This is a genomic window from Jeotgalicoccus marinus DSM 19772, assembly GCF_000425825.1.
Lineage (GTDB): Bacteria > Bacillota > Bacilli > Staphylococcales > Salinicoccaceae > Jeotgalicoccus > Jeotgalicoccus marinus.
On sequence record NZ_AUEE01000004.1, the window covers coordinates 154,471 to 170,239 of the forward strand.

9 protein-coding genes are annotated in these 15,769 nt (G+C 40.9%); 3 read left to right on the forward strand and 6 right to left on the reverse strand.

The genetic code is table 11. The annotated features are described in order from the left end of the window. Positions 1-81: 81 nt before the first annotated feature. The 3 genes from H624_RS0102265 to H624_RS0102275 are packed head-to-tail and all read left to right on the forward strand — an operon-like array spanning position 82 to position 3,619. Entirely contained in the window at positions 82-1,269 is a 1,188-nt protein-coding gene (locus H624_RS0102265) for an amidohydrolase (protein ID WP_026866137.1), read from the forward strand. Next, entirely contained in the window at positions 1,260-2,447 is a 1,188-nt protein-coding gene (locus H624_RS0102270) for a M20 metallopeptidase family protein (RefSeq protein ID WP_026866138.1), read from the forward strand. Before H624_RS0102265 ends, H624_RS0102270 begins: the two co-directional genes overlap by 10 nt. Next, on the forward strand, positions 2,447-3,619 hold the full coding sequence (locus H624_RS0102275) for a M20 metallopeptidase family protein (protein WP_035855719.1): 1,173 nt from the start codon (positions 2,447-2,449) through the stop codon (positions 3,617-3,619). The genes H624_RS0102270 and H624_RS0102275 overlap by 1 nt, the downstream gene beginning before the upstream one ends. Positions 3,620-3,672: 53 nt before the next feature. Here H624_RS0102275 and tuf read toward each other — a convergent pair whose 3' ends face one another. The 6 genes from tuf to rpoB form a co-directional block, all read right to left on the reverse strand. Further along, on the reverse strand, positions 3,673-4,860 hold the full coding sequence (gene tuf, locus H624_RS0102280) for an elongation factor Tu (RefSeq protein ID WP_026866140.1): 1,188 nt from the start codon (positions 4,858-4,860) through the stop codon (positions 3,673-3,675). 125 nt (positions 4,861-4,985) lie between these two features. After that, on the reverse strand, positions 4,986-7,067 hold the full coding sequence (fusA, locus tag H624_RS0102285; protein WP_026866141.1) for an elongation factor G: 2,082 nt from the start codon (positions 7,065-7,067) through the stop codon (positions 4,986-4,988). Positions 7,068-7,126: 59 nt separating this feature from the next. Beyond that, positions 7,127-7,597, reverse strand: coding sequence for a 30S ribosomal protein S7 (rpsG, locus tag H624_RS0102290; RefSeq protein ID WP_026866142.1), 471 nt, complete (start codon positions 7,595-7,597; stop codon positions 7,127-7,129). A 65-nt stretch (positions 7,598-7,662) separates the two neighbouring features. Next, the gene (gene rpsL, locus H624_RS0102295; protein WP_026866143.1) at positions 7,663-8,085 is read right to left on the reverse strand and encodes a 30S ribosomal protein S12; all 423 of its coding nucleotides are present in this window, start codon (positions 8,083-8,085) and stop codon (positions 7,663-7,665) included. A 366-nt stretch (positions 8,086-8,451) separates the two neighbouring features. Further along, the gene (gene rpoC, locus H624_RS0102300; protein ID WP_026866144.1) at positions 8,452-12,072 is read right to left on the reverse strand and encodes a DNA-directed RNA polymerase subunit beta'; all 3,621 of its coding nucleotides are present in this window, start codon (positions 12,070-12,072) and stop codon (positions 8,452-8,454) included. Positions 12,073-12,113: 41 nt separating this feature from the next. After that, positions 12,114-15,656: a DNA-directed RNA polymerase subunit beta gene (gene rpoB, locus H624_RS0102305; protein WP_026866145.1), complete on the reverse strand. Its 3,543-nt coding sequence runs from the start codon at positions 15,654-15,656 to the stop codon at positions 12,114-12,116. Positions 15,657-15,769 lie beyond the last annotated feature (113 nt).

Consider the following 15,769-nt stretch of genomic DNA (forward strand, 5'->3'; position numbering starts at 1 on the left):
TAATATTTTAAGCTATCTTAGTTTAAAAGTATCCAAAGTTTTGATAAGATGAATAGAAAAAAACAATACGGAGGTTGACCCATGAGCATTAAAGAAATAGCGTCCCAGAAACTCCCTGAGATGATTAAGAATCGCAGACATATGCATATGCATCCTGAGGTTTCATTTAAAGAGAAAGAAACTTATCAGTTTATACTAAATCATCTACAGCAGTACCCTGAACTTAAAATTCGTGAGAATGTGGGCACCAATGAACAAAATGAAGGTAGAGGTATCGTTGCCTCCATTGGTGAAGGTCATCCTCACATTGCGGTACGTGCAGATTTTGATGCATTGCCAATCGAAGATCAAAAAGACGTCCCATATAAATCTCAAAATCCAGGTGTTATGCATGCCTGTGGTCACGATGGACACACATCGACCTTACTCGCATTGGTCGATACAGTTGTACTGAATAAGGCAAATTTAAAGGGGACTGTGTCCTTTATCTTCCAATACGGCGAGGAAGAACAACCTGGTGGTGCCATGGCTATGACCAATGATGGTGCCTTAGAAGGTGTAGATAAAGTATACGGCCAACACTACTGGAGTCAATTTGATACCAATGAAATTCAAACACGTCCAGGTGCCTTAATTGCCAGTCCAGATGGATTCTACATCACTATTAAAGGTTCTGGTGGTCACGCTGCTTATCCAGATACGACTGTGGATCCAATTGTGGTTGCTGCTGAACTCATCACCAATCTCCAAACAGCTGTATCTAGACAAATCTCTGCTATCGACAATGCAGTCGTGACAGTAGGTAGTGTCCAAGGTGGAGATGCTTTTAATGTCATTCCTGATACAGTACGTGTCATCGGAACGGTGAGAACGTTTAAACAAGAAGTAAAAGAAAAAATATATGAGATTTTTAAAGCTGAAGTCGAGCATACGACCAAAAAACGCGGGGCAACCTATAACATGGACTACGTATTCGGTTACCCAGCAGTCATTAATCATGAGGAAGAAGCTAAAGTTATCGAAGCTGCAGCAAAATCACTCGATTTACCGTATAAAGAAGCAGATCCATTAATGATTGGTGAAGATTTCTCTTATTATATTTTGGAAAAACCAGGTGCCTTCTTCTACACAGGTACGGGAAACATCGACAAAAACTCTCGTCATGCCCACCACACAGATATGTTCGATTTAGATGAAGATGGTTTAGAAAGTGCGCTGATGATGTTCATGAAAATTCTTGAATTAGAGTCGGTGATTGAATGGAACTAAAACAAATTGAATCTCAGGTTAAATCGCATTTCAATGAAACGGTAAAAATCCGTCGTCATCTGCATATGTACCCCGAACTGTCCTTTCAAGAAGTCCATACACCGGCCTACATCGCAGAGTATCTAAGAGGACTCGGTATAGAAGTTCAGGAAGGTGTCGGTGGCCGCGGGGTCGTCGGTAAGTTGATTGTCGATGAATCACTACCTACGGTCGCACTTCGGGCAGACTTTGATGCCTTACCAATTCAAGACTTAAAGGACACACCATACAAGTCCACTGTTCCAGGTGTTATGCACGCCTGTGGGCATGATGCACATACTGCCATTGTCTTAACGGCCGCAAGGATTTTAAGCAGTATGAAAGATCAATTAAAAGGCAATATTGTCTTCATACACCAACATGCGGAAGAAGTTGATCCTGGTGGTGCCATTCAAATGATTGCTGATGGCTGTCTTGAAAACGTGGATGCAATATTCGGAACACATGTTACTACGTCTCTTGATGTTGGAAAGGTCGGCTACAAATATGGTACAGCAACAGGCATGCCCGATGACTTCACCATTAAACTCAAAGGTCTGGGCGGGCATGCGTCCCGTCCACATAATGCAATTGATCCAGTAGCTGCCGGCATCTCACTCTGCAACCAACTTCAATATGCAGTCACAAGAAAATCCAATGCAATGGATTCAGTTGTTTTATCGATTACAATGTTTAATGCTGGCAGTCAACACAATATCATCCCAGATGAAGTCACAATTGGTGGAACAATTCGTACCTTCAACCATGACATGCAGGATTTAATGATTACTGAGTTGAATAACACTTTGGAAGGACTCGTTAGAACTACGGGGGTTTCATATGATTTGGACTATATGAGAGGCTATCCACCAGTCGTTAATGATGATGAAATGACTGATATAGTCGTTAAGAGTGCAAATAAAATCAGTACTGTATCTGAAACCATTCGTCTAGAACCAGACCTTGGTGGTGAAGACTTTTCTTACTACCTACAAAAAGTTCCAGGTACATTTTTCTATACGGGTGTTAAAAACTCTAGTTTTAAGGCAGACTTCCCTCACCATCATGGCCACTTCGATATCGATGAAAAAGGGATGATGAATGCAGTCAGTGTCATGCTTGAATCTGTATTTACCTATTTTGAAAAGGAGTCACAATAATGGACATTAAAAAAGTCATAGATGATAATTTCGAGTCAATGGTAGAACTTCGTAGATATATGCACCAATATCCAGAAGTATCCTTCCAAGAAGAAAATACTAAAGCATGGATTTACGAACAGATTAAAGATCTTGGCATAGATATTAGAGAGAATGTTGGGGGTAATGGTATTGTCGCACGTCTTCAAGTAAATGATTCTTACGAAACAGTTGCGATTCGTGCAGATTTTGACGCCCTACCAATACAGGATGAAAAAGATGTACCCTACCGTTCTAAAACGCCTGGTGTCATGCATGCATGTGGGCATGATGCGCACACAGCGATGCTGATTACAATGGCAAAAGTGTTATCAGCGCATAAGGAGGAGTTGCCTGTCAATGTAGTATTCCTTCATCAACATGCTGAGGAGTTACTACCAGGCGGTGCAAAAGCAATGATTGAAGATGGTGCCTTAGAAAATGTTGACTATGTCATTGGCACACATGTTTCTACAAAGTTCCCTGTCGGTACAATTAAATATAACTACGACACGATGTACGCAAATGCAGACTCCTTTAAAATTGTTGTCAATGGACTAGGTGGTCACGGTGCAACCCCACAAGTTACAAAAGATCCAATTATTGCATCAGCATCCCTTATTCAACAGATACAGACTATTGTCTCAAGATCAGTCAGTCCATTGGATTCTGCTGTAGTTTCTATAGGCGCCTATAATGCAGGTTCTGTCTTTAATGTCATACCTGGTAAAGCAGAAATAAAAGGTACTTTCAGAACGTTCACTGAAGAAGTTAGACAAATTGTTGCAGAGAGACTAGAGCAACTATGTATGGGAATCAGCGCAAGTTTTAATGTTCATGCCGACATTGAAATCACATACGGTTACCCTTCATTAAAAAACGATCACGAGCTACTTGATTACGTCATCGATAATGTAAGAGAAGATTCATTTTATGTTAAGGATGTTGAAGAAGTAGGTCCTGCCATGGGAGGAGAAGACTTTTCGTATTTTGCAGAAAATCGACCAGGATGTTACTTCTATACTGGCGTGAGAAATAGTGATAAGAAAGCTGATACACCTCATCACCATCCTCATTTTGATATCGATGAAGATGGAATGAAGACAGGTGTAGAAACTATGTTAAAAGCTGTACTTAACTTTAATAAGAAATAAACACAAAAAAGCTGAGATCATTTGATCTCAGCTTTTCTTATATCAAAAAATTATTATTTAATGATTTCAGTTACAACGCCTGATCCTACAGTACGTCCACCTTCACGGATTGAGAAACGAGTACCGTCTTCAATAGCGATTGGTGAAATAAGTTCTACTGTCATTTCAACGTTGTCTCCAGGCATAACCATTTCAGTTCCTTCTGGAAGGTTAACTACACCAGTTACGTCAGTTGTACGGAAGTAGAACTGAGGACGGTAGTTAGTGAAGAATGGAGTGTGACGTCCACCTTCGTCTTTTGAAAGAACGTAAACTTCTGCTTTGAAGTTTGTGTGTGGTGTGATTGAACCAGGAGCTGCTAAAACTTGACCACGTTGGATGTCTTCACGTGATACACCACGTAGAAGGGCACCAATGTTGTCACCAGCTTCTGCATAGTCAAGAAGCTTACGGAACATTTCAACACCTGTAACAGTTGTTTTCTTAGACTCTTCAGTGATACCGATAATTTCGATTTCTTCACCGACTTTGATTTGTCCACGCTCAACACGACCAGTTGCAACTGTACCACGACCTGTAATTGAGAATACGTCCTCAACAGGCATCATGAATGGTTTGTCAGAGTCACGTTCTGGAGTTGGAATGTACTCATCAACTGCGTTCATAAGATCAAGAATTTTTTGCTCGTAGTCAGCATCGCCTTCAAGAGCTTTAAGTGCTGAACCAGCGATTACAGGAATGTCATCTCCAGGGAAGTCATACTCAGAAAGTAATTCACGAACTTCCATTTCAACTAATTCTAGTAATTCTTCATCGTCAACCATGTCAACTTTGTTTAAGAATACTACTAATGCCGGAACACCTACGTTACGTGAAAGTAAGATGTGCTCACGAGTTTGAGGCATTGGGCCATCTGCAGCAGATACTACTAAGATACCGCCGTCCATTTGTGCAGCACCAGTGATCATGTTTTTTACATAGTCAGCGTGACCTGGGCAGTCAACGTGTGCATAGTGACGTTTTGCTGTTTCGTATTCGATGTGAGACGTGTTGATTGTGATACCACGCTCTTTTTCTTCTGGTGCGTTATCGATCATGTCGTAACTTTGAGCTACACCGTCACCGTGCTTAGAAAGTACAGTTGCGATTGCTGCTGTTAAAGTTGTTTTACCGTGGTCAACGTGACCAATTGTACCAATGTTGGCATGTGTTTTCGAACGGTCAAATTTTTCTTTAGCCATTGTAAAATACCTCTCCTTATATATAACATTATTTTTTATTTAAAACCCAAGGTGGGGTAACCCACCTTTGGAGTCTTTCTTACAACACTTATAAAGCATTTGCTTAAAAAAATCAAGTATATGAATTAAGCACCAGTGTTTTTCTTGATGATTTCTTCTGATACTGACTTAGGCACTTCTTCATAGTGATCAAATACCATAGTATAAGTACCGCGACCTTGAGTGTTAGAACGTAGTGCAGTCGCATAACCGAACATTTCAGAAAGTGGAACGAATGCGTTAACAACTTGTGCGTTACCACGCGCGTTCATACCTTCAACACGTCCACGACGACTTGTTACGTCACCCATAATGTCTCCTAAGTACTCCTCAGGCATTACGATTTCAACTTTCATCATTGGCTCTAAAAGAACTGGTTTACACACTTTAGCTGCTTCTTTAAGCGCTAATGATGCAGCTACTTTAAAGGCCATCTCAGAAGAGTCGACATCGTGGTAAGATCCATCGTAAAGTCTAGCTTTAACGTCTACTAATGGATAACCAGCAATTACACCGTTTTCCATTGAGTCTACAAGTCCAGCTTCAACAGATGGAATGTATTCACGTGGAACTACCCCACCAACGATTGCGTTTTCGAATTCGAAACCGCCACCTTGTTCGTTTGGAGTGAATTCGATGTGAACATCACCGTATTGACCACGACCACCAGACTGACGTGAGAATTTACCTTGAACCTGTGCAGGCACTGTAAATGTTTCACGGTATGATACCATTGGCGCACCAACGTTACATTCAACTTTGAATTCACGTTTCATACGGTCAACAAGTACGTCTAGGTGAAGCTCACCCATACCACCGATAATAACTTGTCCAGTTTCCTTATCAGTACGTGCTGTGAAAGTCGGGTCCTCTTCTTGTAACTTAACAAGAGCAGTTGTTAACTTGTCTTGGTCACTCTTAGACTTCGGCTCAACCGATAAGTGAATAACCGGCTCAGGGAATTCCATAGATTCAAGTACAATATCAAGTTTCTCTTGTGTAAGCGTATCACCAGTACCAGTATCTTTAAGACCTACTGCAGCTGCGATATCTCCTGAGTAAACAGTTGAGATTTCTTCACGTGAGTTGGCGTGCATCTGTAAGATACGTCCAACACGTTCACGCTTATCTTTAGTAGTGTTCTGTACATAAGAACCAGCGTCTAGTGTACCAGAGTAAACACGGAAGAAAGTTAATTTACCAACGAATGGATCTGTCATAACTTTAAATGCAAGTGCTGCGAATGGTTCTGAATCGTCAGGACGAGCAATGTACTCTTCTTCCTCATCGTCAGTTTTATGACCAACGATTGGTTTAACATCTAATGGTGATGGTAGGTAGTCGATTACTGCATTTAATAGTAATTGAACACCTTTATTTTTAAATGCAGTACCACAAAGTGCAGGGTAGAACTCAACATCACAAGTCGCTTTACGAATTGCTGCTTTAAGCTCATCTACAGATAGGTCTTCTCCACCTAGGTATTTTTCCATGACGTCTTCGTTGACATCTGCTAAACCTTCGATAAGAGATTCTCTAGCTTCTGCTGCTTCATCTGCGAATTCTGCAGGGATTTCTGTAATTTCAATATCAGTACCTAAGTCGTTACTGTATAGGATTGCTTTCATTTCAACAAGGTCAATAATCCCTCTGAAATCATCCTCAGATCCGATTGGTAACTGAATTGGGTGTGCATTCGCTTGTAAACGGTCTTTGATCGTGCCTACTGAATACTGGAAGTCTGCACCGATCTTGTCCATTTTGTTGACGAATACTAGTCTTGGTACGCCGTAAGTTGTCGCTTGGCGCCAAACTGTTTCTGTTTGTGGTTCAACACCTGATTGTGCATCAAGTACTGTTACCGCACTATCGAGTACACGAAGTGAACGTTCAACTTCAACAGTGAAGTCTACGTGTCCAGGAGTATCGATAATGTTTACACGGTGGCCGTCCCACTGAGCTGTAGTTGCAGCAGATGTGATAGTAATACCACGTTCTTGCTCCTGCTCCATCCAGTCCATTTGTGATGCACCTTCGTGCGTTTCACCTAATTTGTGGATACGTCCTGTGTAATAAAGAATACGTTCAGTCGTCGTAGTTTTACCTGCATCGATGTGTGCCATGATACCGATATTACGCGTTTTCTCTAAAGTGAATGGTCTTGCCATGAGTATTCTTTGCTCCTTCCAGGAATGGATTAGATTTATATACTAAAGAACTTAGCATACTACCAACGGTAGTGTGCAAATGCTCTGTTAGCTTCAGCCATTTTATGACTTTCTTCGCGTTTTTTAACTGCTCCACCTGTGTTGTTAGCAGCATCAAGAATTTCGTTAGCTAGTCTCTCTTCCATTGTCTTTTCCCCACGCAGACGTGCGTAGTTCACAAGCCAACGTAAGCTTAGAGTAGTACGGCGTTCTGGACGAACTTCAACCGGTACTTGGTAGTTAGACCCACCAACACGGCGTGCTTTAACTTCAAGAAGTGGCATAATATTTTCAATTGCTTCGTCAAAAACCTCCATTGCATCTTTACCAGAACGTTCTTGTACGATATCGAATGCATTATAAAGAATTTTTTGTGAAGTTCCTCGTTTACCGTCAACCATCATCTTGTTGATGAGTTTAGTCACAAGCTTAGAGTTGTGAATCGGATCCGGTAGAACATCTCTCTTTGGTACAGGACCTTTACGTGGCATAATTATCCTCCTTCCAATTTTTATTTTATCATTATTTATATTTAAAATTCACATCTAAAGCGAGATTATTTCTTCTCTTCTTTAGGTTTTTTAGCACCGTAGTGTGAACGGCTTTGTTTACGCCCTTCAACACCTGAAGTATCTAAAGCACCACGAACGATGTGGTAGCGCACACCAGGTAAGTCTTTTACACGACCTCCACGGATAAGTACAACACTGTGTTCTTGTAGGTTGTGACCAATTCCAGGGATATACGCGTTAACTTCGACGTTATTTGATAATCTTACACGAGCATATTTACGTAATGCAGAGTTTGGTTTCTTAGGTGTCATAGTACCTACACGTGTACAAACACCGCGTTTATGTGGCGCAGCTTCGTTAGTTACACGCTTTTTGAGACTGTTGAAACCTCTGTTTAATGCAGGTGAGTCAGATTTTTGCGTTTTAGTAGTACGTGACTTTCTAATCAACTGATTAATAGTTGGCATCTTTGAATGTCCTCCTCTCGTAACTTAATCCACACATCCAGGTGGTTCATTTTTTGAGTATAAAAAATCTGTAAGATAACAATCTTACAAAAATACACTTTGTCTCCTTTAAAAAAGGCGCATTAGTCCCCTCTTAAAGTAACCTTAACAATAATACCATTTCCAAAAGAAATGTGTCAAGCATTCACAGTGAAAAAGTTAATGCTCTTAGACACATAAAACATAATAACATAGAGCACTATACAAAACTAGTCGAGTTCCAATTTTAATAAAACAAGAACGGAACCTCGACGTTGAGGTTCCGCTCTATATAATCATTTTCATAAGAACTTGACCCATAAGTTCTTACCATCTAACTCTGTAGAATTAGTCTTCAGTTAAGACGAAATCTTCTTCAGCGATAGTTTCATCAGCTACTGAAATATCAACATCTTTATAATTTGTCATACCTGTACCTGCAGGGATCAGCTTACCGATAATGACGTTCTCTTTAAGCCCGAGAAGATCATCTCGCTTACCTTTAATTGCTGCATCTGTAAGTACACGAGTTGTTTCTTGGAAGCTGGCAGCTGATAAGAAGCTTTCAGTTTCAAGAGACGCTTTCGTGATTCCGAGTAATACAGGTTTTGCAGTGGCAGGACGTTTTCTTTGTTTAAAGATTTCCTTGTTCGCATCTGTAAATTGGTGAATTTCCACTAAAGCACCTGGCAATAAGTTAGTATCTCCGGCATCTATGATACGTACTTTACGTAACATTTGACGAACCATAACTTCAACGTGTTTATCGCCAATTTCTACCCCTTGCATGCGGTATACTTTTTGTACTTCTTTCAACAGATACTCTTGAGTTGTATTTAACCCGGCAACTTGAAGTAATGATTTAGGTTCGATTGAACCTTCGTTTAATACGCCACCTGGTTCAACTTTATCTCCAATTTCAACGAGGAGACGTGCTGCACCTGGTACATTGTACGTACGAGTTTCGTGTTCACCTTTAACTTTAACTTCTTGTTGACGGTCTTTAACGATTTCAATGTCAGTTACAGTACCGTGAATTTCTGAAATCTGCGCTTGCCCTTTAGGATTACGCGCTTCAAATAATTCTTGGATACGTGGAAGACCTTGTGTAATATCGCTACCTGCTACCCCACCTGTGTGGAATGTACGCATTGTAAGCTGTGTACCAGGCTCACCGATTGATTGAGCAGCAATTGTACCAACTGCTTCCCCAACTTCAACTTTTTCACCTGTAGCAAGGTTCTTACCGTAACAACGTTCACATACACCATGACGCGTGTTACATGTAAATGCTGAGCGGATATATACTTGTTCGATACCACTGTTAACAATTTCTTTAGCGATATCTTGAGTAATTAATTCATTAACGCCAATGATCACTTCATCAGTTTCTGGGTGTCTAACTGTTTCTTTCGTGTAACGTCCTTCTAGACGGTCAAGTAGTGGTTCGATTAACTCAGTACCTTCCATCAAGGCAGATACATGAAGTCCTTTATCTGTGCCACAATCTTCTTCACGAACAATAACATCTTGAGCAACATCTACAAGACGACGAGTCAGATAACCAGAATCGGCAGTTTTCAGTGCTGTATCGGCAAGACCTTTACGCGCACCGTGTGTAGAGATAAAGTACTCGAGTACTGTAAGTCCCTCACGGAAACTTGATTTGATTGGTAACTCAATGATCTCACCAGATGGGTTGGCCATTAGACCACGCATACCAGCAAGTTGAGTAAAGTTAGATGCGTTACCACGGGCACCTGAGTCACTCATCATGAATATTGGGTTTAGACGGTCAAGTGATGACATCAACTTATCTTGGATAACATCTTTCGCCTTAGTCCAAAGCTCAATAACTGCATTGTAGCGCTCTTCTTCAGTGATAAGACCACGTGAGAATTGCTTTTGAACTTTCTCAACTTTTTCTTCAGTTTCGTCGATGATGACCTGTTTGTCTGGAAGTACCACAATATCAGATACCCCAACTGTAATACCTGCTTTAGCAGAGTACTTGAAGCCTAAGTCTTTCATCAAGTCGAGCATCACTGAAGTTTCAGTAATGTGGAACTTATTAAACACTTCTGCAATAACTTGTCCAAGGAATTTTTTGTTGAACGGATCAACAAGTGGCATTTCTGTAATCTTCTCGATTAAGCCTTCCTCACTTAAGTCACTCGCAGCAATAAAGTACTTATCTGGAGTTTTACGTTCTAAGTTATCCTTAGTCGGTTCATTTATATAAGGGAATGAAGGTGGCATAATCTGGTTAAAGATTACCTTACCAACAGTTGTCATTAAAATTTTACCTTTGTTCTCTTCAGACACTTTCTCTACAGGCATATCCTTAGTATGGATACCAATACGAGTGTGCAGTGAAGTGTAACCATTTTGGTAACTCATAATGACCTCTTCAATGCTCTTGAAGATGTGCCCCTCATTTTTAGTCGCTTCACGTTCTAATGTTAGGTAGTAGTTACCTAGGACCATATCCTGTGAAGGTGTAACGACTGGTTTACCATCTTTCGGGTTAAGAATGTTTTGTGCAGCAAGCATCAACATACGTGCCTCTGCTTGTGCTTCTTTAGAAAGTGGTACGTGTACAGCCATTTGGTCTCCATCAAAGTCAGCGTTATATGCTGTTGTTACTAGTGGGTGAAGGCGAATCGCACGTCCTTCTACTAGTGTCGCTTCGAAGGCTTGGATACCTAAACGGTGAAGTGTCGGTGCACGGTTAAGGAGTACTGGATGTTCTGTGATGACATCTTCAAGTACATCCCAAACTTCATTTTCCATGCGCTCGATTTTACCTTTGGCATTCTTAATGTTAGTTGCAAGCTCACGCTTAACTAGCTCTTTCATTACGAATGGCTTAAATAGCTCAAGTGCCATTTCCTTAGGTAAACCACACTGATACATTTTCAGTCCAGGACCAACGACGATAACCGAACGACCAGAATAGTCGACACGTTTACCAAGTAAGTTCTGACGGAAACGACCTTGCTTACCTTTAAGCATGTGAGATAGTGATTTCAATGGACGGTTACCTGGTCCTGTTACAGGACGGCCACGACGACCATTATCGATTAGAGCATCGACAGCTTCTTGTAACATACGTTTTTCATTTTGCACGATAATTCCAGGTGCTCCTAAATCAAGTAGACGTTTCAAACGATTATTACGGTTGATTACACGACGATAAAGGTCGTTTAAATCACTTGTGGCAAATCGTCCACCATCTAATTGAACCATCGGACGAATTTCCGGTGGAATAATTGGTAGGACATCTAAAATCATCCAAGAAGGATCATTACCAGAGTGGCGGAATGCTTCCACCACTTCTAGCCGTTTGATCGCTCTTGTTAGGCGCTGACCTGTTGCAGTTTCAAGTTCTTTTCTAAGCATCTCTAGTTCAGATCCTAGATCAACTTGTTGTAAGAGTTCCTTGATTGCTTCAGCACCCATTTTAGCAGTGAAAGTATTACCGAACTTATCGTAGTATTCACGGTATTCGCGTTCACTTAGCAGTTGTTTAGGTTCTAGGCCTGTTGGACCTGGTTTAATAACAGTATATGACGCAAAATAAATAATTTCCTCTAAAGAACGCGGAGACATATCAAGTAATAGTCCCATACGTGATGGTATTCCTTTGAAATACCAAATATGAGTAACTGGAGCTGCAAGTTCAATGTGCCCCATTCTTTCACGTCTTACTTTAGCGCGTGTCACTTCTACACCACAACGGTCACATACCATGCCTTTATATCTAACGCGTTTGTATTTACCACAGCTACATTCCCAATCTTTAGTAGGACCAAAGATTTTTTCGCAGAATAAACCATCACGTTCAGGTTTTAATGTTCTATAGTTAATTGTTTCCGGTTTTTTGACCTCACCGAATGACCAAGAACGAATTTTTTCAGGTGATGCTAAACCTATTTTCATATATTTAAATCTGTTTACATCTATCAATGAGCTTTCCTCCCTCAGTTTTCTCGAAGCTCAGAACGTTACTATTCAGTAACATTTTCGTTAGCAGCAGCGTCTGTTTCTTTGACCGGTTGAGCCGGTTGATTCGGAATATCGTCTTCATCAGTATCGCGTAGTTCAATTTCCTCATCGTTTTCATCCATGATGCTTACATCTAAGCCCAGACTTTGAAGTTCTTTCATCAATACTCTGAATGACTCAGGGACACCTGGTTTAGGAAGGTTTTCACCTTTAACGATTGATTCATATGTCTTAACACGTCCGACAGTATCATCAGATTTAACAGTTAAGATCTCTTGGAGTGTATATGCAGCACCGTATGCTTCAAGTGCCCAAACTTCCATCTCACCGAAACGTTGTCCACCAAATTGTGCTTTACCACCAAGTGGTTGTTGTGTAACGAGTGAGTATGGTCCAGTACTTCTTGCGTGAAGTTTATCGTCAACCATGTGTGCAAGTTTAAGCATATACATCACACCAACAGAGATACGGTTTTCAAATGGTTCACCTGTACGGCCATCATATAGAACGGTCTTACCATCACGTGCAAGTCCTGCTTCTTCCATTGTTGACCATACATCTTCCTCATTTGCACCATCGAATACTGGTGACGCCATTCTTAAGCCCATCGCACGAGCAGCCATACCAAGATGTAGTTCTAGCACCTGACCGATGTTCATACGTGATGGAACACCGAGTGGGTTAAGCATGATGTCGATTGGCGTGCCGTCTGGTAAGTAAGGCATATCTTCTTCTGGAAGGATTTTTGAAATAACACCTTTGTTACCGTGACGTCCACACATTTTATCCCCTTCAGAAATCTTTCTCTTCTGAACGATATAAACGCGTACAAGTTGGTTAACACCTGGAGATAATTCGTCACCATCTTCACGGTTAAATACTTTAACATCTAGAACAATACCACCAGCACCGTGAGGTACACGTAGAGACGTGTCTCTAACTTCACGCGCTTTCTCTCCGAATATTGCATGTAGTAAACGTTCTTCAGCAGTTAATTCAGTCACACCTTTTGGCGTAACTTTACCAACTAAGATATCTCCATCATTAACTTCCGCACCAATATATACAATACCGCGGTCATCAAGTTTTTTCAGCGCACTGTCTGAAACGTTAGGGATATCTCTCGTAATTTCTTCTGGTCCAAGCTTAGTATCTCTTGATTCCGACTCATATTCTTCAATATGAATTGATGTGTAAACATCTTGTTTAACTAAGCGTTCGCTCATGATTACGGCATCCTCATAGTTATAACCATCCCAAGTCATGAAGCCGACAACAACGTTACGTCCAAGCGCCATCTCACCCTTGTCCATCGATGGACCATCTGCTAAGATTTCGCCTTTTGTTACGATATTTCCTTCTTCAACGATTGGTTTTTGGTTGTAACAAGTTCCCGCATTTGAACGAATGAATTTAGACATTCTATAAACGTCTTTTTCAGTTTCTACTTCTTTACCATTCTTCTCTTCGATACGACGAACATGAACTTCTTTTGCTTCAACATGTTCAACGCGTCCTTTGTAACGAGAAACGACCGCAGCACCAGAGTCACGTGCAGATACGTGCTCCATACCTGTACCAATGAACGGTGATTCAGGATTTAATAATGGTACAGCTTGACGTTGCATGTTTGCACCCATCAAGGCACGGTTTGAGTCATCGTTTTCTAGGAACGGAATACAAGCCGTCGCTGCAGAAACAACCTGCTTAGGTGAAACGTCCATGTAGTCCATACGCTCACGGTCCATTTGCGTGTTATTACCACGGAAACGACAAATTACTTCTTCATTAGTGAAACTACCATCTTCATTTAATGGTGCATTCGCCTGTGCAACAACGTAACTATCTTCTTCGTCTGCTGTTAAGTAGTCGATTTGGTTCGTTACTCTGTTTGTTTCAGGGTCTACTCTTCTATAAGGAGTTTCGATAAAACCAAAGTCGTTCACTCTAGCATAACTTGATAAAGTGTTGATCAAACCAATGTTTGGTCCCTCTGGTGTTTCAATCGGACACATGCGTCCATAGTGAGAATAGTGAACGTCACGCACTTCCATACCAGCACGTTCACGTGTTAAACCACCAGGCCCTAATGCAGATAAACGACGTTTGTGCGTCAACTCTGCAAGTGGGTTTGTTTGGTCCATGAACTGAGATAACTGTGAACTACCAAAGAACTCTTTAATAGATGCAATTACTGGACGGATATTAATTAATTGTTGTGGTGTGACAGTTTCAGTGTCTTGAATAGACATTCTTTCACGAACCACACGTTCCATACGAGAAACCCCAATACGGAATTGGTTTTGTAACAATTCACCAACAGAACGTAAACGACGGTTACCTAAGTGGTCGATATCGTCAGTCTGTCCAACGCCTTCTAATAAGTTAAAGAAGTAACTCATTGAAGACACAATGTCAGATGGTGTAATTGATTTAACTTCAACATCTGGGAATGCGTTACCGATTACCGTCGTCGATGTTTCTTCGTTATTATGAGAACGTACTTTTATTGATTGAACTTCTACAGGCTCATCAAGTAACCCCTGCTCTAAGTGGTAAGTCTTCAAGTTCGCTGTAGATTCTAACTGGTCCATAATCGCATCTAAAGTACGACGATCGATTGTTGAACCTGCCTCTGCAATGATTTCACCTGTTTCGCTGTCAACGATTGGCTCAGTGAGCACTTGGTTAAACAAGCGGTGTTTTAGGTGAAGTTTTTTATTCATCTTATAACGACCCACATTCGCTAAATCATAACGTTTTGGATCAAAGAATCTTGAGTATAATAAATTACGTGCGTTTTCCACTGTAGGTGGTTCACCCGGACGTAATCTTTCATATATTTCTAAAAGTGCTTGATCTACTGTTTCTGTCGTGTCTTTCTCTAGCGTATTACGAAGGTATTCGTTGTCGCCAAGAAGGTTGATGATTTCTTCATCTGTTTGAAAGCCTAGGGCACGTAATAATACTGTAATTGGCAATTTACGCGTGCGGTCTATTCTTACGTATACGACATCTTTAGCATCGATTTCATACTCGAGCCAAGCGCCTCGGTTAGGGATGACAGTTGCTCCGAAGTTTAATTTACCGTTCTTGTCAAACTTCTCGGAGAAGTATACAGATGGGCTTCTTACTAATTGTGAAACGATAACACGTTCAGCACCATTTATAATAAAAGTACCTGTATCCGTCATCAACGGGAAATCTCCCATAAATACATCCTGCTCTTTTACTTCGCCGGTTTCTTTGATGACTAAGCGAACTTTAACTCTCAGCGGAGCTGAGTAAGTCGCATCGTGGTCTTTCGCTTCTTCTTCGTTATACTTCGGCTCGCCAAGTTTATAATCGACAAATTGTAAAGACATATTACCAGTAAAATCTTCTACCGGAGAAATATCTTTAAACATTTCGATTAAACCCGTTTCCAGGAACCACTCGTACGATTTCGTCTGAATCTCAATTAAGTTAGGTAGTTCCAACTTCTCTTCGATACGCGCATAACTTCTACGTTGTGCATGTCTTCCATACTGAATCAATTGACTCATCGACAGATTCACCCCTAATAATATTTGCGTAAACTATAATGGCGTTTAAGTCCGCACCCTATTCATTGTAAAGACAAAAAGAAAACGGAATCGTATTCAACCCCATTTTCTAT